This window comes from Pilosibacter rotomagensis (genome assembly GCF_045062245.2).
In the GTDB taxonomy this organism is placed as follows: Bacteria; Bacillota; Clostridia; order Lachnospirales; family Lachnospiraceae; genus Pilosibacter.
The window spans coordinates 1,341,518-1,365,372 of sequence record NZ_CM170323.1 but is presented as its reverse complement, the minus strand read 5'-3'; the positions used below and the strand labels follow the sequence as shown (position 1 = coordinate 1,365,372).

At 47.2% G+C, this 23,855-nt stretch carries 24 protein-coding genes and 1 tRNA gene; 3 read left to right on the top strand and 22 right to left on the bottom strand.

Going from position 1 to position 23,855, the window contains the following annotated elements:
• Nucleotides 1–59 precede the first annotated feature (59 nt).
• Together ACI3EW_RS06100 and ACI3EW_RS06095 are read right to left on the bottom strand one after the other, a co-directional pair.
• On the bottom strand, nt 60–1,181 hold the full coding sequence (locus tag ACI3EW_RS06100) for a DNA/RNA non-specific endonuclease (RefSeq protein WP_118529589.1): 1,122 nt from the start codon (nt 1,179–1,181) through the stop codon (nt 60–62).
• 53 nt (nt 1,182–1,234) lie between these two features.
• Nucleotides 1,235–1,642 (bottom strand): ribonuclease Z, encoded by a 408-nt coding sequence (locus ACI3EW_RS06095; protein WP_118529588.1) that lies wholly within the window; start codon nt 1,640–1,642, stop codon nt 1,235–1,237.
• Nucleotides 1,643–1,904: 262 nt separating this feature from the next.
• On the opposite strand from ACI3EW_RS06095, the gene ACI3EW_RS06090 reads away from it, so the two are divergent.
• Nucleotides 1,905–1,977: transfer RNA gene (locus ACI3EW_RS06090), tRNA-Ala, on the top strand.
• A gap of 72 nt (nt 1,978–2,049) precedes the next feature.
• On the opposite strand, the gene ACI3EW_RS06085 is transcribed toward ACI3EW_RS06090, so the two are convergent.
• From ACI3EW_RS06085 to ACI3EW_RS06065, 5 genes are all read right to left on the bottom strand, one after another.
• The gene (locus ACI3EW_RS06085) at nt 2,050–3,201 is read right to left on the bottom strand and encodes an N-acetylmuramoyl-L-alanine amidase family protein (RefSeq protein ID WP_243022209.1); all 1,152 of its coding nucleotides are present in this window, start codon (nt 3,199–3,201) and stop codon (nt 2,050–2,052) included.
• Nucleotides 3,202–3,398: 197 nt separating this feature from the next.
• The gene (locus tag ACI3EW_RS06080) at nt 3,399–5,510 is read right to left on the bottom strand and encodes a C40 family peptidase (RefSeq protein ID WP_485663324.1); all 2,112 of its coding nucleotides are present in this window, start codon (nt 5,508–5,510) and stop codon (nt 3,399–3,401) included.
• Nucleotides 5,511–5,721: 211 nt separating this feature from the next.
• Nucleotides 5,722–6,660 carry a DUF1177 domain-containing protein gene (locus ACI3EW_RS06075; protein ID WP_118529587.1) on the bottom strand — a complete coding sequence of 313 codons (939 nt, stop codon included), beginning with the start codon at nt 6,658–6,660 and terminating at the stop codon, nt 5,722–5,724.
• Nucleotides 6,661–6,692: 32 nt separating this feature from the next.
• Nucleotides 6,693–7,691, bottom strand: coding sequence for a TAXI family TRAP transporter solute-binding subunit (locus ACI3EW_RS06070; protein WP_405579797.1), 999 nt, complete (start codon nt 7,689–7,691; stop codon nt 6,693–6,695).
• Nucleotides 7,688–8,974, bottom strand: coding sequence for a galactokinase (locus tag ACI3EW_RS06065; protein WP_329751527.1), 1,287 nt, complete (start codon nt 8,972–8,974; stop codon nt 7,688–7,690). The genes ACI3EW_RS06070 and ACI3EW_RS06065 overlap by 4 nt, the downstream gene beginning before the upstream one ends.
• A 365-nt stretch (nt 8,975–9,339) precedes the next feature.
• Between ACI3EW_RS06065 and mnmL the strand changes: the two genes are divergently transcribed.
• Entirely contained in the window at nt 9,340–10,275 is a 936-nt protein-coding gene (gene mnmL, locus ACI3EW_RS06060; protein WP_405579793.1) for a tRNA modification radical SAM protein MnmL/YtqA, read from the top strand.
• 181 nt (nt 10,276–10,456) lie between these two features.
• Here the strand turns inward: mnmL and ACI3EW_RS06055 are convergent, their stop codons facing one another.
• The 9 genes from ACI3EW_RS06055 to ACI3EW_RS06015 all read right to left on the bottom strand — a co-directional run bounded on the left by ACI3EW_RS06055 (nt 10,457) and on the right by ACI3EW_RS06015 (nt 18,377).
• Entirely contained in the window at nt 10,457–11,299 is an 843-nt protein-coding gene (locus ACI3EW_RS06055) for a DegV family protein (protein WP_405579790.1), read from the bottom strand.
• Between the two features lie 561 nt (nt 11,300–11,860).
• A complete protein-coding gene (locus ACI3EW_RS06050; RefSeq protein WP_118605807.1) occupies nt 11,861–13,042 on the bottom strand; it encodes an iron-containing alcohol dehydrogenase in 1,182 nt (393 codons plus the stop codon).
• A 408-nt stretch (nt 13,043–13,450) separates the two neighbouring features.
• A complete protein-coding gene (locus ACI3EW_RS06045) occupies nt 13,451–13,861 on the bottom strand; it encodes a YolD-like family protein (protein ID WP_118529583.1) in 411 nt (136 codons plus the stop codon).
• Entirely contained in the window at nt 13,858–15,399 is a 1,542-nt protein-coding gene (locus ACI3EW_RS06040) for a Y-family DNA polymerase (protein WP_405579786.1), read from the bottom strand. The genes ACI3EW_RS06045 and ACI3EW_RS06040 overlap by 4 nt, the downstream gene beginning before the upstream one ends.
• 111 nt (nt 15,400–15,510) lie before the next feature.
• Nucleotides 15,511–16,149 carry a DUF4317 family protein gene (locus ACI3EW_RS06035; protein ID WP_118529581.1) on the bottom strand — a complete coding sequence of 213 codons (639 nt, stop codon included), beginning with the start codon at nt 16,147–16,149 and terminating at the stop codon, nt 15,511–15,513.
• A gap of 273 nt (nt 16,150–16,422) precedes the next feature.
• Nucleotides 16,423–16,641 carry a hypothetical protein gene (locus ACI3EW_RS06030; protein ID WP_118297799.1) on the bottom strand — a complete coding sequence of 73 codons (219 nt, stop codon included), beginning with the start codon at nt 16,639–16,641 and terminating at the stop codon, nt 16,423–16,425.
• Nucleotides 16,642–16,804: 163 nt separating this feature from the next.
• Entirely contained in the window at nt 16,805–17,317 is a 513-nt protein-coding gene (locus ACI3EW_RS06025; protein WP_405579782.1) for a hypothetical protein, read from the bottom strand.
• Nucleotides 17,318–17,574: 257 nt separating this feature from the next.
• Complete coding sequence (locus ACI3EW_RS06020) at nt 17,575–17,760, bottom strand: cysteine-rich KTR domain-containing protein (RefSeq protein ID WP_118297797.1); 186 nt, start codon at nt 17,758–17,760, stop codon at nt 17,575–17,577.
• Nucleotides 17,757–18,377, bottom strand: a complete 621-nt coding sequence (locus ACI3EW_RS06015; RefSeq protein WP_118529579.1) for a TetR/AcrR family transcriptional regulator — start codon at nt 18,375–18,377, stop codon at nt 17,757–17,759. The genes ACI3EW_RS06020 and ACI3EW_RS06015 overlap by 4 nt, the downstream gene beginning before the upstream one ends.
• A gap of 313 nt (nt 18,378–18,690) precedes the next feature.
• Here ACI3EW_RS06015 and ACI3EW_RS06010 point away from each other — a divergent pair, with 313 nt between their 5' ends.
• Nucleotides 18,691–19,317, top strand: a complete 627-nt coding sequence (locus tag ACI3EW_RS06010) for a sugar O-acetyltransferase (protein ID WP_405579778.1) — start codon at nt 18,691–18,693, stop codon at nt 19,315–19,317.
• An 823-nt stretch (nt 19,318–20,140) separates the two neighbouring features.
• Here the strand turns inward: ACI3EW_RS06010 and ACI3EW_RS06005 are convergent.
• The 6 genes from ACI3EW_RS06005 to ACI3EW_RS05980 all read right to left on the bottom strand — a co-directional run bounded on the left by ACI3EW_RS06005 (nt 20,141) and on the right by ACI3EW_RS05980 (nt 23,828).
• Entirely contained in the window at nt 20,141–20,485 is a 345-nt protein-coding gene (locus tag ACI3EW_RS06005) for a hypothetical protein (RefSeq protein WP_147352705.1), read from the bottom strand.
• Nucleotides 20,486–20,718: 233 nt separating this feature from the next.
• On the bottom strand, nt 20,719–21,516 hold the full coding sequence (locus ACI3EW_RS06000) for a hypothetical protein (RefSeq protein WP_118529575.1): 798 nt from the start codon (nt 21,514–21,516) through the stop codon (nt 20,719–20,721).
• A gap of 46 nt (nt 21,517–21,562) precedes the next feature.
• Nucleotides 21,563–21,973, bottom strand: a complete 411-nt coding sequence (locus ACI3EW_RS05995) for a hypothetical protein (RefSeq protein ID WP_405579774.1) — start codon at nt 21,971–21,973, stop codon at nt 21,563–21,565.
• Nucleotides 21,974–22,135: 162 nt separating this feature from the next.
• Nucleotides 22,136–22,348: a hypothetical protein gene (locus ACI3EW_RS05990; protein WP_147352704.1), complete on the bottom strand. Its 213-nt coding sequence runs from the start codon at nt 22,346–22,348 to the stop codon at nt 22,136–22,138.
• A gap of 126 nt (nt 22,349–22,474) precedes the next feature.
• On the bottom strand, nt 22,475–22,945 hold the full coding sequence (locus ACI3EW_RS05985) for a hypothetical protein (protein ID WP_215704839.1): 471 nt from the start codon (nt 22,943–22,945) through the stop codon (nt 22,475–22,477).
• 103 nt (nt 22,946–23,048) lie between these two features.
• Nucleotides 23,049–23,828: an aldo/keto reductase gene (locus ACI3EW_RS05980; protein WP_405579770.1), complete on the bottom strand. Its 780-nt coding sequence runs from the start codon at nt 23,826–23,828 to the stop codon at nt 23,049–23,051.
• Between the last annotated feature and the right edge of the window lie 27 nt (nt 23,829–23,855).

Below are 23,855 nucleotides of genomic sequence, written 5' to 3'. Positions count from 1 at the left end.
TTATGTACATTCTCTGCACACAAAACCAGTTCGTCATTCTCCCGATATTCTTTTATCTCCTACGGCTTACAACTCTTACAAGCCTCATATCCCTCTTCGATCAATTTCGACCGTTTTCCCGTATACTCTTCCTTATTTTCCGCCTTGATCTTCTCGACAGAGGTACAATCCGGGCGGTGGAACTTCATGGTCTTTGTATTGAGGATGTAAGTACCGCTCTCCGAATCAGATGTTTTCGAAACTGTACTGCCGGAACTGCCCGCGGACGTGTTCTTTCCGCCCGAAGAAGTATTTGCGCCATTTTCGGAAGCGCTGCTATTCCCGCTGCCTGCAGCAGCTGCGCTTCCGGCGCCTCCATCTTCCGCCAGCCAGTTATCCCCGGTCGCATAGTCGATCGCAACGCCCGGCTGGACATTATAGACATAAACACAGAACAGGACACCGTCTCCATCGTCCTCCACCGACTCCGCTTCCATCAGAACGCCGGAGGCCAGGAGATTGTCTCCCTCAAAGATCGGCGTCACCCGGTAGAGCACATGGTTCCCGGTTTCTTTTACATAGTCGGCTGTCAGGTTTTCGAACGGCAGCATTCCCTGAACATTCAGATATCTTGTTCCGGTGATCAGGTTCTTCTCATTTGCATTCTCCGCCGTCAGCTGGTATCCGATCAGATGGCAGCGGTTATACACATATTTTCCATCCACGAAGTCATACTTCTTATTGTGCCAGCCCGTCGGCTTGACCTCCCCGATCGAGCCGCGTTTTTCCGTCGGCATCGTATCCGTACTTACCGAAGCGTATGCCACGCCGCATCGTCCCAGCGCATCGAGGTCACTGTAGCTCTCAAAGGAGACATCCGTGAGATCGCTCTCCGAAAAATACGGAACATTTCCATTGACCGCAACATGCGGTGATCCGGAATATTCCGGAATATCCGATAACTGGAAGGTTCCGGAACTTCCGCTCGTTTTCGATGAGCCGGAATTGCTTTTTCCTGACTGATCACTGCCTGCTCCGGATGCTTTTGATTCCGCAAGATCTCCCAGAATATTTCCTGCTGCCTGTGCAATATCAGCCGCCGCGCCTGCTCCCGACGCGACATCCGCGCCCTGGCAGGCAGTTACCGCGAGTGATACCGCGGCGATCACGCCGAGCAGCCATTTTCTTAAATTTTTCCTCATCTGTCATTTTCCTCCGATGTCATGATTCTATTCCGTTCTTCCCTCTGAAAGATTTACCTCACATAACGTTCTCTCGTGATCTTTTCATGGGACGAACCGGCAAACTCTTTCGTTTCTACACAGTTCCATCCTGAAAGATCGACCGGGAAATACACATCCGCAGGGTAATCCCGGTTCCACCGGTACAGATAGATTTCCTGTATCCGCTCTTCCTCCCCGGAAAGATCCGCATCTTCCGCAAAGCAGAATTCACCTTCGCCCGCTTTCTGCAGGAAATCTTCCTCCACACGGATCTGCGTCATCCCTTCTTCCACGAACTGCTTTTTACTATAGGCATCCATCCACAGGATTTTTCCTTCTGTCAGCTCCAGGATATCCCCGCGCAGGATCCGGTCCTGGCTCTGTCTGCGGTGATTGAACATCATCCCGTTATGGTCATCCACACATACGATCAGTATCATATGCTCCCCTCCCCTTGTATCATATCTTTCGATCCTATCCCGTATTCTACCACATTTCCGCCTTGCAGACAACCATATGTTCGATTCCTTTTTCTTTTGTAAAGTTCCTTTCAGCAGCGGAATCCAGGGTAGAAACAGACAGATACAGAATTTTTACATGAAGAATTTTTCTGACTTTCCATCAAAAATTCTTGACATAATCTTCCTTCGGTGCGATAATAAGACCGTTGAGAGATTTCAGACATCTCACAATTTCATAAAGGGGCTTGTAGCGCAGTTGGGAGCGCACCACATTCGCATTGTGGGGGTCGTCGGTTCGAATCCGATCAGGTCCATAAAAAACACCATCCGTTTTCCGGATGGTGTTTTTGTTATCACCTCTGTTATTTTTGTTCCATCGGAATTTTCTATGGAACAAAAAAGCTGTTCACCCCTGCCACAAGTCCGTCTGCCAGTTTGCCCAACGTCGCGTCATCATGGACGGAAGCTCCGTCTCCAAGCTCAATATCGATACTCGGGATCGTAGAGTAGGAAGTCTGGGTCAGATCCATCTCCATGGAGCCGGAAGAAAAGATCTTCACTCCGTTCTGTTTCAATCCGGAAACCAGCGCACCTCCAAGCTTATTGTGGGACTCCCAATGGGATTTTACCGGCTCCATCGCGCGGTAAGCGGCATTATTCGGCACACTCATATAGAAGGCGCCTTTGTCCTTTTTTGTCGAATCCCAGTGAAGGGCGATGTGGCAGTCTGCCGTGTTATTCGCCATCACGGTTCTCGCCACATTATCGAGCTGGACATCCTTTCCGTCCCGGATCATCAGGACATCATATCCCGCCGCGAGAAGCTTGTCGCGGAAGATCTGTGCCATCCGGAGTGTCACCGTGCTCTCCGCTGTTCCGTCCGCAAATGTCATTCCGCCGGATACCGCGACAGCCTTTGTCGCTCCGGCCGATGTCGTTCCGCTCGTCACCTTCGCAGTCTTATCCGGGTGACAGTAGGTCTTGACACTCGCACCGCCGGATGTTCCATGACCGGCGTTCACGGCGATCACTTTATTTTTTCTATTTGCTGTTCCATTGTGATAGTAAACCGCATGTCCGCTGTTGATCGCCGAAAAATCCGCATATTTCCAACCGGAGTTCATTCCGACCTGCCATGCCTTGTCCACGTACGCTTTTAAGGAATCCGGGACCGACACGGTTCCATCTGCGGAGACTGCAGCCGTACCTCCGGCTGCCGTACTCGTTGAGCCGTTTCCCGCCTGCGGTTTGCTGACCGTCAGGTAACGGCTTGCCACATAGACCGGTGTTTTGGAACCTCCCACCTGGATTTCGCTCCACTCTCCGTTATTTTTTACTCTTGAAACCTCGGTCCCTCTCGATAAGGTTCCAAGCACCTTTCCGGAAGCTGTCGATGGCTGGCTTCTGTAGTTTAATTTGGAAGCGTTCACATAAACGGTGTCCGCAAGAGCGGTCATCGGCATTGTCATCGCAAACAGCGTGAACAGTCCCGCACACAGGACTGGTTTTAATGTTTTAAATCGCTTCTGTTTTCTCATCTTTTTCCTTTCCTGCCTCAAAAGGCACCCCGTTTTCCTTCCGGTTAAATATACATGAACCTCTGCGCGTGATCCATTGTCCCCGGACCATGTGCGCCTTTGCAAAGCGTCTGTCTCCGTCTGATCTGCCTAAGATAAACAGCCCGGTATCTCTACCGGACTGTTTATTCTGATTTATATTTTTGATCGTATAACTTTTAGTCTCCTAATACGTTCACGATCTTCGCAGGTGTACGATAATTCCATGTGGAAATCTTGATACCGGATTTTGCATTGGACGCATGGCACACCTGACCATTACCGATGTAGAGAGCTACATGGTTGATTCCGCCGCTTCCGGAGTAGAATACAAGGTCGCCCGGACGCATCTGGCTCGATGTGATCGACTTTCCGCTTCCGGACTGTGCACCGGAGTTATGCGGCAGGGAAACACCAAACTTCGCCATGACGGACATCGTGAATCCGGAGCAGTCTGTTCCGTTTGTCAGGCTCGTTCCGCCGTATACATAGCGGTTTCCGACGAACTGTACCGCATAGTTCGCGATCTGCGCACGCTTGGAGGAAACGCTTCCGGACTTCGATCCGGCCGCTCCGTCATTTGCACTGCTCTTCTTTCCGCTGCTCTTGGAGCTGGAACTGCTCTTTCCGGTGCTGTTCTTCGTATTGCTCTTACTGTTAGATGTATCCGCAACTTCAACAACCGGTGTGTACTTGATCGCCTCTTCAAGACCATACTTAACATCCACGTAGTCACTGGACAGGTATGCATCCTGATCATCGATCTCGATCTTGACCCAGCCGTCCTGCTGATCCGCGACAAGGAATCGCTCACTGTTGGAGATCTGTGTGTAGATCGAAGAGTTCGTATTCGGCTCCGTCCGGACATTGACACCGTCCGTATTGGAGATCGCCATCAGTTTTGCAACCTGGAGAGCTTTATCTTTCGCCTGCTGTCCGGTCAGGATATACTCGGATTTGACATAACCGGTGATATTTCCGGAACGGATCTTCAGCCATCCTGCAGTCGATGTGTCGAGGATATCACATCCCGCATTGCTCGGCAGCTTCGCGATAATCTTGCCCTTCGTCTCATCCGGGTTATCACGGACGTTCAGGTAGTTCGATACATTGGAAACACCGAGGTTATCATAGAGGCTTAAGACGGTCTGTCTCATATCCTGCTTGATCGCTTCATCCAGGGCATATTTTACCGTGACATAATCCGCGGAGATATATCCGTCGGAAATCTGGATCCAGCCGTCCTGCTGGCTCTTGATGTCGTATCGCTCATTCTTGAATACCTGGTCCACCACGTCGGCATCCGCCTTCGGCTCGGAACGGACATTTAACTTATCCGCATCGATCACGGCGCGTTCCGCCACGTTTTCAGCAGCCAGTTTCTTCGCCTCATCCCCTGTGTAGACATACTGGGAACTCACATATCCCGTCACACCGCCGGATGAGATCTTATACCATCCTTCTGTCGAAGTATCCAGGATCTCGCAGGCACCGCCTTTCGGAAGTTTTCCGACAACCTCTCCGAAGCTCTCCGGCGTCTTTCTGACGTTCAGATATCCGGAAACCTCCGCGATACCGAGATTTGCATAGCTGTCCACGATACTCTGAACCGTCTTTTCGAATTCTTTTGATTCGATCTCCTCGGCGGAAAGCGTTGTCTCGAGAACGATATTTTTCTCTTCTCCGCTCTCGGATACCGCCTCGGTCGTCTCCAAAGAAGCCGCTGCCGCCTCGACCTTCATGCCGCCAAACGTGTCTTTATGGTTTTTGATCATGGTTCCCGCGACTGCGACAACTGCAACGATCGCAACAGCCGTACCGCCTGCTGCCAGGATCTTCATATACGGCATCGCCGCTTTTTTCTTCTTGATCTCGCGAAGTCTCAGGATATTGTCGCGCTGGCTCGCCTGATGATCCTTCTTCGGGCGTTCAGGCTGTCTGCTTCTGTGAGTTCCTGAACTTCGTTCCGAACGTGTCCTATGTACCGGCTCATGCTCTGCTTCAGCAGTTTCTGCCTGATCCGCTCCCAGAGTCTCAGATTTTTCATTCTCCGGCTCCGTTTCCTGTCCCTGCGCTGCAGTATCATCCGGCTGCTGATCCGCTTCCTGTGGTACAGACTCCGTCTGCATCTGAGGAGACTGTTCCGCCGTATTGCCGCCTGACGGCTGCTCCGCGTTCTGCCCGACAGTTTCATCTGCCGGAACTTCCGTAATCTGATCCTCCTGCGCTGCGTTCTCCACGCTCACCGGATCTTCCTTTTCTGTTTCTTCCATCATTTCTCTGTCTGACATGTATGTTCTCCATCATCCGCCCCATGGACGGTTTTCATATCTTTTCGTAACGGCTTCATCCTTTTACCGTCACATCATTTACCTCTTTTTTACTCTACCCGTAATTGTAACAATCCCGGCGGAGCCTGTCAAATTTTTTCCACCGGGATTTATAATAATTTTATTTCAATTTTCTTAAAAATCTGGATTTTCTGCCGGAATTCGCCTATTTTTAATTCTTACCCAGCGTCTGGAAATGTTCCATGCTGCCGTAGAGAGACTTGATCCGCTCAAACTCCTCCCGGTCAAGAAACTCAAGTTTTCCTTTTCCGAACGCCTTCGCCGCCTCGATCATGAAGCGCGCCGCGTCGTCAAGATCCTCCATGTGCATAGATCCTGTTGCGCATCCGGCAACAATGGTCTCGGTAGTGATCGCCACGCCCACCACCGGCGCTTTGGTGGCTGTCGCAGGCTGCAGGATGCTGTTCAGGTGGAAGATCCCGTTTCCATACGGCGTGATGTCCTGCTGCGTCAGCGCAAATACGTAGGGCAGCTTTCCGGTCGTCATCTGCATGACATCGAGAAGATCTTCGCTGACCCTCAGGATATATCCCTGACATACGGTCGGGGAGATCGCAAAACCGCGGTGATTGATGATCCGGTTGCCCTTTGTGGTATCCACGACGAGGACTGCATCCAGGTCATCCGTCACCTCCTCCTTATTTACCTGCCATGTCTCCACCGGGGAGTTCATAAACGGCACCGGTTCATGTGGAACCGTCGGTGCATCCGGGCAGACATGCGTGGAGACGAAAACGTCCCCCTCAAGGAAATCGCCTTTTGTCTGCATTCTCAGAAGTTTTGCAGCTACTGCGAGTGCTGTCAGTGCACCGTCGCCGTCCGAGACAAATCCTGTCTGGTCAGGTCTCGCGCCAAGTCCTCCGAGACGTCCGAGGATCCCGATCGTTCCCGCACTTCCGCCTTTCGACTTTCCGTTCTTCCCGGGGATCAGGATCCGCACCATGTCCGTGTGACCGTTCGGTCCCGCCAATGGATATGTCTCCGCCTGGCACATCGGGTTGATGGCTTTCAGATACTCTACCACTTCGCTGCCGGACGCTGACGCACTGTCCAGAATATCAAACAATTCGATCAATTCTTTATAAAGCATAAAACATCCTCCTTTTCCTGGTCTTATTTCCATTATTTAAAATAGCCCTGTTCCTCATAGTACCGCCGAGCCCCGTCATGAAGCGGGACCGGGAGATCCAGTGCACGGAATTCTTTGTCATCCATTGCCCGCATGAAATCCTGTCCGGCTGTATACACAGGTCCGTTGACCTCCAGCGCCCAGGCGATCTCATGGGCAAGTTTCTCGTCCATGTCCGCAGAGACACAGACCAGGACTTTCTCGCAAAATGTCGTGATCTCCTCATCCTGGTTTTCGTAGGTTTCCGCCGGGATCGTGATCTTACTGTACTCCGGGTGTCCGGCCAGGATCGCATCCAGCTCTTCGTCCGTATAGGATAAAAAGCGGATCCTGTTCTCCGATGCCAGATCCTTATAAGCTGAAACCGGACTCTCCGTGAACGCATGGATCCCGTCCGCCCACTGGTCGCGGATCCCGTCGGCTCCCCCTTTGATCCCGTAGTACCAGATCTCGGAATTTTCCTCATTGATCCCCAGAACGTCAAACACTTCCCCGGACACTTTTGCAGTCTCAGAACCTTCATTTCCGGCCGCGAGCGGATGTCCCTTTAACTCCTGTACCTCAGAAAGTCCCAGTTCTTTCGGGGATGCCCAGGTGGAGACGATCGGGTAACAGGCCGCGATCGCGCGGAGTTTTTCCTTCTTTTCGCCTTCGCACGCTCCGGTTCCCGTGTATGCCTCCAGAGCCGCCCCCGCCGGAACGATCACCAGATCATACGTTCCGTCAAACAGATGATCCATACTCACATAGGCGCCTTTCGACGGCCATGTCTCCACATAGATCCCCGGAACTGTGTTGCTGATGGTCGCCGCCACGGCTTTTCCGGCCCGGTCCATCACGCTGTCCTCAGTGAAAGTCCCCATAATGAGTTTCCGTGTCTCCTGAGCATCAGACTCCTTCTTCGAACATGCGGACAGCACGCAGGACGCGGCAAGAAGAGCCGCCATTCCCGCACACACCCGTTTCTTCCTGTTTTTCAGCATTTTCATCATGCGATATATCCGTCCACGCAGACAGCGCCATACGGGCGGATGCTCATGCGGTATGCACTTCCCGGTCCCATGGCCTTTTCGATATAGGTGATGTACTCATCAGCCACACGGTTCGGCAGCATCGCCATGATAACGCCTGCGAATCCGCCTCCGTGAACACGGCATGCGCCGCAGCCTTTCTCCTTGATAAATAACTCCGTGAGAGCCAGCGCGGATGTGATCCCCTGCTCCTCAGAGCCCGGAACATAACAGTTCTGGAGCCATTTCCAGGAGGAATTTCCGGATTCCGTGATCAGATCCAGGAATTCGTCGAAGCGGTTCTCCTTTAAAGCCTTTACTTCTTTCTCCACGCGCTTGTTCTCCTCAAAGAAGTGGAGTGCACGTAAAAATGCGCGGTCGCCCGCCTCTTTTCTCACTTTTTCTGCGTTGTCGATCACTTCTTTTTCCGTGATGTCCGCGCAGAACTCTTTGCCGAACACGGCTGCCACGCGTTTCATCTCATTCGGGATTGAGGAATACTCTTCACTCAAGTCTGCATGTCCCTTTCCTGTCTGGACGATGATCAGACTGTGATCCTGCGCGCCGAAATCATAATCGATCTTCTCAACGGCCGGTTTTAACGGGTTCTTGAAGTCGATCGTGATCATGCCGCCGACCGCACATGCCATCTGGTCGAGAAGTCCTGATCCCTTGTTCCAGTATTTGTTCTCCGCATATTTGCCGACATGGGCATATGTAACAACGTCCACTTTGCCGTCATTAAAGAATTCGTTGATCATGGAGCAGATCAGCATCTCATAGGATGCGGAGGAGCTGACCCCGGCGGAGCTGATCACGTTGCTCGTAATGTAGGCATCGAATCCGCCGATCTGATATCCCATCTCCTGGAAACCTGCCAGCATTCCTTTTGTCAGATCGATAGTCCCCGCCATCTTGTCGCTCGGCTTTAAGTTATTGATATTGATCGTGAATTTCTGGTTGTATGTCTCACTGATAATGTGGATCTCGTCGGTTCCGTTAGCTGCCGCACAGGCTACGCAGTCCAGATTGATACTTCCGGCCAGGACCTTTCCGTTGTTGTGGTCCGTATGGTTTCCACTGATCTCGGTACGGCCTGCGGAGGTAAACATGCTTACATTCTTCTCCCCAAACGCCTGTCCGAATTCCTCGAGAACATGCTCATAGCGCTTCTCATTCTCAGCGGCGCCGGTTCCGTACATCTCCTTAAAAAATCCGGACGCTTTCTCGCTCTGTAATGCTTTTTTTGCAGCTTCTCTATCCATAACCCCAATCTCCTTTTCGATCCGCTCTGCGGATATTTTGTTTACGCTAACAACGAGCCAAAGTTCGCGCTTGCGCGAGACCTTGGCGACTGTCGCGATAACAAATTCTTTTTTTCGCTTTTCTTCATGAAAAATTTTCTTTTTTACGGTATGTTCCAGTGAAATGCAGCAAAATCCGATTGAAAAGAAACTTTCTATTATTATATAATACTTCTTATATGTGTTGCAAGGAAAACTTTATCTTCGTCGTGATAAGCTTCCATATCTTTCAGGCGGTGAGCAAGCCGCTCACGCTGGTCCGACTCATGCGTCAGGCCTCACGCGCATTCAACTTAAATGAACATGAATCAGAAAGGATTTTATATATGTTGCAAACCGACTGGGGCGGAAAACCGTACCACTCTCTCGACTATGAATTAAAGAAGCAATTTGGAAAAAAAATCTATAAGATCTCCTTAGACGGCGGCATGACATGCCCGAACCGCGACGGAACACTCGGCACAGGCGGCTGTATCTTCTGCAGCGCCGGAGGATCCGGGGATTTCGCGGAAAAACGCACCTCTTCCCTTAAGGAACAGATGGATCTCGCAAAAACCCGTGTTAGACGCAAGATATCCGGAAATGACAATTCCTACATCGCCTACTTCCAGTCTTACACGAACACATATGCTCCGCTCCCTTATCTGGAACAGCTTTTCACTGAGGCTGTCTCTTTCCCGGAGATCTGCGGTCTTTCCATCGGGACAAGACCGGACTGTCTGCCGGATGGGACGGTGAAATTATTGGCAGAATTAAACAGGAAAAAACCGGTATGGGTGGAGCTTGGACTGCAGACGATCCACGAGGATACAGCAAAACTCATCCGCCGGGGATATGAGCTTCCTGTCTTTGAGGATGCGTACCGCAGATTAAAAGCTGCGGGCCTCACCGTGATCGTCCATGTGATCCTCGGGCTCCCTGGAGAATCGAAAGAGCAGATGCTTAAAACCGTCCGATATCTCGGAGCTCTGCATGCGGACGGGATCAAGCTGCAGCTCCTTCACGTCTTAAAAGGCACTGATCTCGCAGCTCTCTACCGTTCCGGCGCTTTTCGCACGATGGAGCTGCCGGAATATCTGGAGCTCATCGGAGACTGTCTGAAAATCCTCCCGCCCGATACCGTGATCCACAGGATCAGCGGGGACGGACCGAAGTCTCTGCTCATTGCGCCGGAATGGAGTGGAAACAAGCGGCTTGTTTTGAATTCGATCGCGAAATATCTGAAGGAGCAGAAAATCTATCAGGGAATGGGGCTTTTGTAAGTGCAAAAAAGTCCGGTTTTCATGAGAGAAAATTTCTTTTTCCCACTGAAAACCAGACTTTTAATTTTTTTCAAAACGGTTGCTGCTTTCCTTCATTGTTCTGATCCACAGTCAGTCATTTCATTACAAAGCATGTGATTCCCGTCTGTCATAGACACGTCCTTTGGTTTTATTGTTAATTTTATACCGCCGCGATAATTCCGCCGTCTCCCGCGTAGACCGTCGCAAGACCGGCCATCTCCGTCACGATGATCTCCTTGAATTTTGCAGTCTGCTCAAACTTTTCTTTCACATACTGCGCGCGCTCCGGTGCATTGCAGTGTGCGATCGTAAGGCGTTTATCTTCCGTTGTTCCTGCCTCTTTTACGACGATCTCCACCATTCTCTGAAGCGCTTTCTGAATACCGCGGGCCTGATCGAGCTTGATGATCACACCGTGATCTGCGCCCATGACCGGCTTGATATTTAACTTTGTTGCGAAGAATGCCTGAAGTCCTGTGAGACGTCCGTTCTTTCTCAGCGTATCGAGTGTCTCAAGAACGAAATATGTCTTCTGTCTGTCGCGGTATTCCAGTGCTTTCTTCACGATTTCATCAAACGGGAGCTCCTGCTCACACAGTTCCTGGATATAAAGCGCAAGATTTACCTCTCCCGTGGAAGCCGACTCAGAATCGATCACCACGATATTCTTCTTTCCAGTTCCGAACTCTTCCTCATAGAGATTCTTCGCAAGAACCGCACTGTTGTAGCATCCGCTTAAGTGGGAAGAGATCGCGATAATAAAGACATTCTCCTCCTCACAGCAAAGAGCATCCTTAAATGTCTCCGGAGACGGGCAAGCGGTCTTCGGGCATTCCGGGCTCTCCTTTACGATCTGAAGAAAACGCTTCTGGTCAAAATTCTCATCATCGATAAACTGGTGATCTTCCACCATCAGCGTAAACGGGATCAATGTAAAATGCGGATCTTTTCTCTGCTCTTCTGTAAGATCCATACAGCTGTCCCCAATAATTCTATAATTCATACTGCTTCCTCCAGCTCTATTTCCTATCACGGCTCTGATATATTTTTATTCATTCCCCGTGATGTAGTATTCAATACCATATATTATAGAGTGGCTTTTATAGAAAGTCAATAGGATGACAGTATTTTGCCGACGCTTCGTATTCTGAATTGGCAAAATCTGCAGACGCAACGGTATCATACGGAATTTTCAGTTCAGAAACTTTCTGCCATGTACAACAACGGTTTCCAGGTAACAAGTGAAAACACGCTTCGCGAGTTTCCCCTTGTTATCGCGACAGTCGCCAAGGTCTCGCGCAAGCGCGGACTTTGGCTCGTTGTTCGCGTAAAAAAATTCCCTGCCGGACAAACAGGTGTTATCATTTCTCTTGTCTGTCTGGCAGGGAGCATATCAACGTGTGTCCGCAAGTGTCAGGATCACTTTTTACACATCTTTTCTCGATCCGATCATTCCCATCTTCTTCAGATAGGGAGCGACCGTTATTTCATCTCTGCGAAAATCTCCCGCCCGGGATAAACAGCGTTCGGATATGCGCAGTGATTCCAGTCATACTTCCATGGATCAGAAGTCAACTTCTGTTCCATAATAAGTGCAGGTAAGCAGTTTCGCCATCGCCGCCGGATCGATCGGTCTCGGGTTGGAGCCGGTACATGCATCACCGACGGCAAGTTCTGCGATATGATCTACCTTCTCCTTGAACTCATCCTCATTGATGCCGAATTCTTTTAATGTCTTCGGAATATTCAACTTCTCGTTGAATTCGTTGATCTTAGCACAGAGACTGTTGATCAGTGCCTGTCTGGATCTTCCTTCCAATCCCATTCTTCTCGCGATCTCCGCGTAACGATCAGCCGCAACCGTATCTTTCGCATTATACTGAATCACATACGGAAGATAGATCGCATTTGCACATCCGTGCGGGATATGTCCGGTGGAGAAAGCAGCACCTGTCTTGTGAGCCATGGAATGAACGATTCCTAAAAGTGCGTTGGAGAATGCCATTCCCGCGAGACACTGTGCGTAGTGCATCTCTTCTCTCGCATGCTTATTTCCGTTGTAGGATGCCGGCAGATATTCAAGAACCATCTCGATCGCCTGGAGTGCCAGCGGATCTGTAAACGGTCCGTTCAATGTGGAGACATAGGCCTCGATCGCATGTGTCAGGGCATCCATACCGGTATATGCAACCTGTTTGACCGGAAGTCCCATAACGAGATCCGGGTCCACGATCGCAACATCCGGAGTAATATTAAAGTCGGCAAGCGGATATTTCACGCCTGTCTGATAATTCGTGATAACGGAGAACGCAGTCACCTCTGTGGCTGTACCGGAAGTAGACGGGATCGCAGCGAATTTCGCTTTCTGTCTCAGTTCCGGGAAGCTGAACGGAGTGATCAGATCTTCGAATGTTGTTTCCGGATACTCGTAGAAGGCCCACATCGCCTTCGCCGCGTCGATCGGGGAACCACCGCCCATCGATACGATCCAGTCCGGTTCGAACTTGCGCATTGCTTCCGCGCCTCTCATAACTGTCTCTACGGACGGATCCGGCTCAACCCCCTCAAAAACCTCGACTTCCATTCCGCCTTCTTTTAAATAATTAACCGCCTTGTCAAGAAATCCCTGGCGCTTCATGGAACCACCGCCGACAACAAGGAATGCTTTTTTGCCCTTCAGATTCTTTAACTCTTCCAGACATCCTTTTCCGTGATAAATATCTCTCGGTAATGTAAATCTTGCCATATGTTCCGTTCTCCTTTCACAAAGCTGTCCTTTCAGACATTGATGCAGTGTTTATATCGCATATTGAGCGAAAAAGATCTGGCGAATATCCTGCCTGGTTTCCTTTTCCCTTTGAGAGTATTATATCATTGTTAAATAATTAACGCAAGTGATTCCCGGTTTATATTCTGATATTTTTATGTGTTTTAGCTTTACTTTCTATATAAAGCAGTCTGTTCTTTTTTCAGTCTTATAATTGCTTGTCAGTTTTTTTCATTCCACAGCAACTTGACTGATCGTATTTTCCTAACTGTACTCTCTCATATGCCTTGCATAACTCAGCAGACCGATCATTTGTTCAGATTCGGGGCTCACAGGCATTTTCTCCTTCTCAGTATTCCGATGATACAGACCTGCAAAACCTCTTTTTTACACTCGCGAGATTTCATAAATATCTTCCATCGGGATCTTGTCTCCCTCTTCCAGGATCAGCAGCTGCTCCGCCTCGTCCACTCTTTTTATATGCCCCGAGGCTGTCACATATGCACCGCCATCCTTTTTTTCATCGGGGACGAAGAAGGTCACCGTAATTTCAGGGTGAATCTCCTTCTCTTCCAATATCAGCCGTATTTTCTCATCCAGCTTCTCTTTTTCATATTCATCCAGCTCGATCCGCTTTTCCGTGATCCGTTCCGTCTCCCTCAGGACCGCCCCGAAACCGGTGAGTGCCGCAAATGGAGCAAACTGGGCTGCCCGGTCCCCGATCGGCATCCGGGGATGCCTTGACCTTGTCGGATATGGAAGATCAATGATATCTCTGTATGTCTCCCACGCACTCATGCCTTGTGACCTCCGATCTGGCTGTTTCTGGTTACCGCTGTCGCTCCCTCTTCCAGGTTCATTCCCTTTAGGATCGCGTTTTTTCCGAACTTTTTCTTGATCTCCAGAACCGCCTGCTGCATCCGTTTTTCCCGTGCCAGATCTTCCGCTTCCTTCTTTTTCTGTTCCAGCTGCGCTCCATAATCAGTAAAGAGATCCAACTGTTCGTATGTTTCCTTCTTTTGCTCCACTCCCTCACAGGCAACATGGTTTGCAGAGAGCGCGATCCGCCGCACCAGAAGTTTCGGATTCATAATCTCATCGTAAAGAGACATCACTGCGTCCGTGATCCGCTTTGTGGAAGAAGTATGTCTGCCAAGATTTTTAGAACCATGGGCATGTTTCGGGATTCTTCTCCCGTAACGGTCGGTAACAATCTCACCGCCATAATTTCCCTTTCGTTTCGGATCTGTCAGGTTCTCGATATCGTACCCCACCGTCAGGACCACCTGATCCGTCGTCAGTTTCTTATCCACAAGATCCAGCGCCAGAAGGTCTGCCATCTCCCGGACAACAAGTTTCGCTTTTTCAACGGTATAAGGGCAGGCGAGAACCTGTCCCGATCCGACACTGTGATTTTCCGGTTTATATGCCTTAACGTCCGCGATCGTACACGGTTCATATCCCCAGGCGTGATCGATCAGAAGTTCCGCATTGACTCCGAACAGCCGGTACAGAAGATCTTCATTATAATAATCCCCGTCACTTCCGAGTGAACACCTTGCGATATCCCCCATCGTATAAATTCCCCGCTCTTCCAGCTTTTTCGCATATCCACGTCCCACGCGCCAGAAATCCGTCAGCGGGCGGTGATCCCACAGATTTCTTCTGTAGCTCATCTCGTCCAGTTCTGCGATCCGGACTCCGTCCGCATCCGGCTCGATATGCTTCGCCATGATATCCATAGCGATCTTGCAGAGGTAAAGATTTGTTCCGATCCCGGCTGTCGCCATGATCTTTGTCTGTTTCTGAATTTCACGGATCATTTGGACTGTCAATTCGTGGGCCGTCGCATGATACGTTTCCAGATACGAAGTCAGGTCGATAAACACCTCATCGATCGAGTACGAATGAATATCTTCCGGAGCTATATATTTTAAATAGATCTGGTAGATCATCGAACTGATTTTCATGTAGTGCGCCATCCGCGGCGGCGCGGCGATAAAATCCAGGGCGAGATCCGGTCTTGCTGCCAGTTCATTCGCCTCGCAGGAACTTCCCGTAAATTTTCCTCCGGGAGCGTATTTCTTTCTCTCCCGGTTCACCTCCGACACTCTCTGCTCCACCTCAAAAAGGCGGGCACGCCCGGGAATCCCATACGCTTTCAGGGAAGGCGACACCGCAAGACAGATTGTTTTCGAAGTCCGACTCCGATCTGCAACGACAAGATTTGTCGTCATTGGGTCCAGATTTCTGTCTACAACCTCGACGGAGGCGTAGAATGATTTCAGATCGATTGCAGCGTAGATCCTGTTTTCTCTGCCTGTCGTATCTGCCATTGCTATTCTCCCCTCCCATTGTTTTTTCTACAATCTTATTCAGAGTTTCTGCGCATTCCTGTTATTTTAAGCCACCAAACTCTTCGTAGAAGTATTCCTCTCCGTCTTCTTTTATTTTGCACTCACAGGAAGAAGGACCCGCAAAAAATCCCTGTGCGGCCGCGCCGGATCCGCCTCAAATACCTGGATCCGCCCATTATCAGGTCCACGGTCTTTAAACGCAGGAAACATAAATCCGCAGACCGGCATTCCAGGCTCATAATCCCCTCTCACCGGACATACCGCACAGATCAGGAAACGGTAAACTTCCTCCGATTCCCATAGACTCTCCTTATCCTTTGCCTTTCTCGGCACATCATAGTTCCCATGAAAGAAATATACCGCATAATCCCCGGACGCCTGATACTTTTCCCCAAACATCTCATAAAAAATATCCAGCAGTGCATCATTCTTTAACTCACACTCCCGAAGCGCACAGAGCAGCTGCCATACACTCCCCTGCTTCTTCTCCTCCGGGTCAAAAACATACTCCTTTAACGCAACATTCGTTTCAGAAAACGGGATCATCTTCGCGATATCAAGGTTCTTTTGCTGATCCGGCAGGGAAAGCTGACGGAAATTTTTATTAAAGGTCCCGTCCACAAATCCATCTTTATCCAGATACGCACCGGCGATCCGGTCAAAGCAGTTTCTTTTTAACGTCATTCTCCTCGTAAGTTCCAGCATGTCATCACGGTTGATCGTACCCATATATTTTCTCCGCCCTCTCTTTTTTCCATTCCTGTTTTCTGTTATTCCTGTATTCCGAAATTTTTATTCCGACTTATTTCTCTTATTTCTCTCCTGATCGATACTCCTATTATATAATCAGAACATATGTTCGTCAAGCATTTCTATGTTTTTTCTTCTCTGCCCATAAAGTTCTCTGGTCACAATAGCTTAAGCACGGAAAACGCAAAAAGATCCGCCAGCGGGGATCATTGTTATGATTCGCTGTCGGATCTTCCTTTGTCTTACCATCTCTTAGATCGTGTGAATTCTCACATACTCCCAGGTATATGTGCCGCTCTTTCCTTCATCTTCCAGGATAAACGGTGTCACTTCCTGATATCCTTCGTCTTCCATCATATTCGCTGCCTCAAGACATGACTCCAGATTATTCTCAAAATCTACGGAGATATACGGATTCTGGTCACAATCGGCCTTTCCGTCCTGATCTAAATGCGCAATTGCATACTGCATATTGATAACTTCCTTTCTTCAATATTATTTTCTGAACTGGTGTGATTATACCATATTGCCGCGACATTATCAAGCTAAAATCAGTAATAATTATCATTATTGTCAATTATGGCAATCCACTTGCAGCCTGCGGAATATCACCTCTCTCCGCTTCGCTCAAAGATCAAATGTGTTCTTGTAAGTGATACCATTCCAACACTTCCATCAGATTTTCCCGCCGTACACGTTCACCACCGCGGAGCATCATATCCAACATATCGTCTTCCTCCGCTGTGCGGTCCTTCTTACCCGCAAGTGCTTTCCCCGCAGTCCGTATCATGAGCTCCATCATCATGCGGTACATCCCATGAAGCTTATTCACATCAAAATTTCCCTGTATGGTAAAAAGCGGGCACTCCCCTGGAATGCAGTTCTTTTTCCGGACAGCGTCCGTCTGCGTTCCCGTACGTCCCATTCCGACGGCACAGACAGCCTGCACCTGATAATGCCTGACAGCCGCTGAATATCCTTTTATGGTACCTGCCATGATCCAGCCCAGGCAGATCACGTCTACACCTGGTCGGATCTTTTTTTGTGCCTCTTTCATTGAATATGCAGGAAGTCCTGTTTCCTGCGCCAGGATCTTGGCATATTGCTCTGCACTGCCGGTATTCGTAGTATAAATGATCGCCTCCATATGATTCTCCTCCAACAAATAAAAACATGCTTCGCGAGTTTCCCCTTCTTATCGCGACAACCGCCAAGGTCTCGCGCAAGCGCGGACTTTGTCTCGTTGTTCGCGTAAAAAAAGACACAATGCGGGATCGATTTCTCGATCAGCACTGCGTCTTAGCGTCTGGCTCTTTCTCTTGTTCCAATTGGGCTACCACTTCTTCCATGTGGTGGGGCATAATATTTTGTCAGCTTATACTGAACTGGATCACACATCAGGTCTCACTTTCGCTCAACCTGAACCTGGATCATATAATTTTTTGCATCGATCAATGTTTCGCTTTTACATTTCGGGCAGAACAACGGAAACGCCCTGAGTTCCGTCTCCCAAAGCAGCTGCAGACGTGTTTTTGCCCCACACACCGGACATCGGATCCAGAATCTTTCCCGCCCTGTATATTCTGTCATTTTACATCCATCCTCTCTGCTTCCATCCGCCTGATAAAACGGTCGATATGTTCGCTCAGCAATCCGGAAACTGCACTTTTTTCCTCTGCGCCGTCATAAACGCTGTAGAGCAGAAACATCGGACCATAAAACTCCAGGGCAAGCTGCATGGCAGACGCATCGCTGTCCGTCATCTTCCGAAACACCGCCGCCATATACTCCGCTGGCCCGGTCGCCAGATAATCATGATACAGCTTTTCAAGTTTCGGATCGCGATACTGTTCCAGCGTCAGCATCTTCCTGAAATTAGACGCGAACGGTTCCTCCGTCCAGTGGGCAAACTGCGCCATGCTATATGAACGGATCATCCCGATCGGCGTGTGAAGATACGCCTCCGCGAAACCATCCGGCTCCGTCTCCGGCATCTCGTACTCTTCCGCCCGCTCATAATCCATCTGATTCATCCGCTCCACGATCCTGTCCAGGATCTCCTGTTTTCCCGTGTAGTGCTTATACAAAGCTCCCTTTGTAATTCCCATCTGCTTTGCGATATCATTCATGGAAGTCCCCGAATATCCGCTCTGCGCGAACAGCTCAAGGGCAGCCTCCAAAATTCGTTCTTTCGTCTCTCCAGCCATGACCTGACTCCTTGTTTTTTGTAACCGTTCGGTTACTTTGTATTATAGTAACCAATCGGTTACTTGTCAAGAGGTTTTCATTTTATTTTTCACTCCCCTCAAACTGCAGCAGCGATAGTGCTTTCTTTGTGCGAAAACAAATTTGGCTCTGGAAATAGATTCCGAAATATCGCATTTTATTTATTCTTTTATTTCGAGCTTTCCATAACCCGGTATTGTCATACTTATGAGATTATTATATCATTATGGAAGATCCTGATATGAAAATCAATGAAAACGTTTATTTATATATGCGTAGAAAGGAAAACAAAACATGGACATGAAACGTAGAAGAGACATGCAGATCGCGTACATCGCAGATCAGAGTGTCATGGAGGAAATGGCAAAATGCAGAAAGATCCTGCAAAAGCTTAACTTTGCAGACCGCTCCGATTTTGATGGGATTTCGGAGACAGTAAAAGAACTTTTAGGGAAATCCGAAAATGCCTGGATCAATCCGCCTTTTTACTGCGATTACGGCTCCCATATTGAAGTCGGGAAAAATTTTTATGCCAATTACAACTGTACGATCCTGGATGTCGCAAAAGTAAAAATCGGTGACAACTGCCAGATGGCTCCGAATGTTGCGATCTATACAGCCGGACATCCGATCCATCCGGATACCCGCAATTCCGGGTTCGAATACGGGAAAGAAGTTACCATCGGGGACAATGTCTGGCTGGGCGGAAATACCGTCGTGTGTCCAGGCGTCCACATCGGAAATAACGTTGTGATCGGCTCCGGAAGTGTTATCACAAAAGATATTCCTGACTGGTCGATCGCTGCCGGCAATCCCTGTCGCGTCATTCGCAAGATCATCGAGACCGACAGAAGAAAACTGTTCCATGAGGAGGAGATCGATGAGGAAGCATGGGAGATGATATGTGCGCAGAACAAGTGAGCCTATGAAAAAGTCTGTAACAAGATCATGAAGGGCAGGAAGTTCAAAAGGAAATCCGGATGATCTATCATCCTCGTATCAAACCATACAGACTCACTCCGATCATAACCACTGCAAGTCCAACAAACACCGAATAAACTACCTTGCTTCCCCTGGATTCCGTATTTCTAATGCAAAACACAAGATAACAGATCCAGACAATATAAGCGACAAACAACAGGCCGCTCATATAAAAAAACATCGCCAAAAAGAACAGAGTATTAACCACCTTCATGCCATTCTCAGAAAAAAGGATCTCTTTTATTTTCCTCATAGCCCTCACCTCCATAAATTTTGCCGATGTATCCTCTCTTTACCAAAGTTTCATTCAATAATCGATAAAACCGCTCCAGTTCAAGATCCATCTATGATCAACCGTGTTCTGGACTTTCGACAGTTAAAATGTGCGTTGTTAGACTCATAAACAATAATCAAAGTGCTGTCATTAACTTTTGATCATTTATCTAATATCCCACTTCTATACTTAAAATTAAATGGGAAATAATATATCTCAGTCGTGTTTTTTCCTCCTATTGAGTTCCATATATAAATTTTGTATGTGAAACTGGAATAGACAATAGTCCCGCCATCCTCAAATACTTGTTTACTCCATGGAAAAAATAAAAACCAGGAAACAATAAGAGTTATTACTACAGTCCATAGTATACAATGTTTTTTCATTTTGTCCCCTCCATTTCCCTTTGATTTTGTGTACCAGTGTACAGGTTCTCCATTCATATCACGATCAAACAGCTTTTATGGTGATGCGTTTTTTCTTCTTTGCTCATCTATCAACCATACTATTTATGTATTGAATAATTACCGCGTAATCTCCTATTTTCCAGACCGAATGTTGAAATGGAAATTCATTATTCAAAATAATAATTAAACCTGAACTTTTTACAGTATAACGAACACTTCGCTTGCCAGAATAGTCAATATTATAACTTTGTTCTCCTGAACGTGATTGCGGAGTTATGTATATTTTCTTTGGGGTTATATCCTTTATTAATTGAGTAAGTCCGCTTCTTTCTTCTGTCAAAGTCTGGTTGTGATAGATTCCTTTATAATCATACCATTCAATGGAAACGGTATCAGAATCATCAAGCCAATTTCCTTTTAAACTCATGTTATTCCAAAGCAAATAAACTATCAGTAGGCACAGAATAGATATTAATGCAATTATGCGTATCTTTTTAATCAGGATCATCTCCATTCTTTAAATGGTGAGTATCACGTTTTCAAGACTAGAAGTAACGACATAATGATTAGGATACTGCGAAAATGGTTCATCACCAGGCAGAAATATAATCTGCATAAACTAGCTCCTTGTAATATTACAAAAAGTAATTACTTTCTTTATTACTGTAATGTGATATGCCCTAACACCCATTCAATGTATTGATCATATTCTTTTTCTATATTAACCACGAGTAATTTATGATCTACTACCATTGCATAACAGTCCGACCAGTCATATTTTGATCCCGGGCAATAATATGTGGAATTCCCTCTAATATCTTTTTTCGTGAATATGTCCGGATTGCTTTTTATTACAGCGTTCAGTTGTTCTTCGCCATTGTCCGAATCATATGTTGCCAACTTTACCTGAAATCTATCGCTATCTATCTCACATTCATATGTTACTGCCGTATAGCTCTTTGCCACAGAAACAGTTTTATCTACTGCGCTGAACGATCCATTATCTAAATTGCTTTCCTTGTTAAAATTAAGCACAAAAATATCCATGCTGTTGTTTGCTGAAAAATCCTCTATAGAACCATACTCTGTGTTTACTATAGATTCTGTGATATTCTCATCTTCATCTCTTTGAAATATTTCAGATAACATCTGGGTATTGTGCGCTCCTACACCAGTTAATGTTAATCCCACTGCTAGAATGAAAATAAGAATAGATTCTGCTATGCACCATTTATCTTTCGATAAGACTGTTTTAAGTTCAGGATATGTTCGCTTTAAATGGTATAGGCGAAAAATACCGGCTATGAACCAGATCACCGCAACCCCAACAATACTATTGGATAAAAAATCACCTTTTATTATTTCTAATGAGAGTAAAATTTTTTTTATATACAGGCTCACCAAGATACAGCACATCCCAAAAAGAAAAACTCTCCATGTTTTTATTGATTTATCCATAATAGTGACCTCCTTATCCGGGGGCATTCATCTTAACGGGGCTTTGTTAATTATATTTTTCCTCTGTCTCATTCAGGAACCGATAAAACTGTTCCAGTTCAGAATCGATCGATTCATCCATGACATATTTCTGCCTGTTCACTGTGATGTTTTCCCCGCAAAAAATAATATCATATTGATATGTTTCCGTTGTTATAATGGCTCTTTTGCTCCAGCCAGATGAGTTGATGATTGAAAATACAGGTTTCTTTTTTCTTTCATTAAACAGACTCGTAAATTCTTCGATCTCCTGCCGGTCTGTTATTCTCTTTTTATAAGGTGGGGATACGAGTATGATCTCGGTGACTTTTTCTGCGTTTAAATCATCAAGCTTAGTTATTTTTCCAACAAAAACTACTATGCCTATGATGATCAGAACAAAAATGATATATCTTATTTTAATTTTCTTCTTGCTCATACTGCCTCCTCTCCGGGGGGCAGTCCACTTTGCGCTTTTCTCTTATTTAAATTATATTTCAATTGCTGTTTTTTTCAATATACTTCCGTATATCTTCATAATTTGTAATATATTATTTATATTTTAGTTAATTATCTGTAATTTTATGTTCTATATGCAACATCACTGCCCATTTTCCGATTCACCGATACCTTTCCTTTCAATCTCTTCAAGCACCCACTCCGCCATATCACGAACCTCACGATATTCATCCTGACATACTTTTTTAATAACCGGAAGGTATTTCGGATCATAGTTATTTAACATCGCGTTCAGCGCATTCGTTTTATACCGCCACTCTTTCCCCTGCGGAATATACCAGAGTTTGGGCTGCACGACGGATCGCAGCCAGCTGTATTCCGCCAGAACGATCTCTGTATCCGTAAAATAGCTGCTCCACGCTTCGAGTTCTGGGAATTCTTCTGTATCTTTCCATGCTTTTCTATTATGGGGCCATGCATCCTAGCAGGCATCGCAGCCGTAGATCCATTTTTCGAATTTGTTCTGCAGCGGTTCCGTCCTTAGATCCCAGCCATCCCATGTTGTCAGGCAGGAAACGCAGGTGTTTCTGCACATCATGTACGGCGCTTCCAATGATTCTGTCGGACAAGATCGTATGCACAGGTTACATTTCTCAGCGCATGGTCTGATCTGATTCTCCACAATGTACTGAAGCGGCTCATCAATTAAAAAAGCCTCCAGATACTGATAAGACCCTTTCTCGGTATAAAAGAAATTGTTTTTTCGTATGATTCCAATTCCCGCCTTCATTCCTGCCCACCGCAGAGCTGTAATTCCAAAGTCTCTGTCAGTCGCCACCTGAAGACCGCAGTCTGCAAGGTATTTTTCAAATGCCACGCTTGTCTTATAACCTTCTGAATCTGTATGTCTTCTTCCGTCTGTCAGATAATATTTTGCAACACGGCCTTTCATTCTTTGTCCCCACCTAATTTCTTTTCCTTCCAACTGAGTTTGCCACCGGCAGTTTCCGGTGACAATAGCAGTAAAAAAGTGCGTACTCACCTCATAAGCTGCTTTACCAGTTCTTTTTTTCTTTGCTGCTGTCATGCTGCGATTTGCGCTCCTCAACCATTTTTACAAACCACTCCACCATTGCCGGATCCTGATGTGAGAAAAAAGCACTTGTGGCAGTATCCATCTGTGAAATCTGGTTCATATCATTCTCATCAAGCGCAAAGTCAAATACATTAAAGTTTTCAATCATACGTTCTTTATGTACAGACTTCGGAATTACGATCACACCTCTTTGGATATGCCAGCGGAGCATTACCTGAGCTGTTGTTTTTCCATATTTCTGTCCAATCGCTTTCAGGACTTCATTCTCAAAAAGACCGTTTCTTCCTTCGCCAAATGGTGCCCACGCTTCCAGCCGGATATCATATTCGTCTGCCCATTCTTTTAATGTTTTCTGCTGGTTAAGGGGATGCGTTTCCATCTGATTTACCATCGGCTTAATATTTGTGAAGTTTGCAAATTCTACCATGCGGTCTGTATAATGGTTGGAGATACCGATTGCATGGAATTTTCCTTCTTTGTACAATTCTTCCAAAGCACGCCACGCGCCGTAAGTATCACCAAACGGCTGATGCAGCAGCAGCAGATCCAGATAATCTGTACGCAGTTTTTCCACAGATTCCAGCACAGATTTTTTACACTCTTCATATCTGAAATGTTCGATCCATACCTTGGAGGTTAAAAATATTTCTTTTCTGTCAATTCCTGACTTTTCAATAGCCTTCCCAACTTCCTCTTCATTAAAATAACTCTGGGCAGTATCAATGCTGCGATATCCCACTTCCAATGCATCCCGCACGCATCGTTC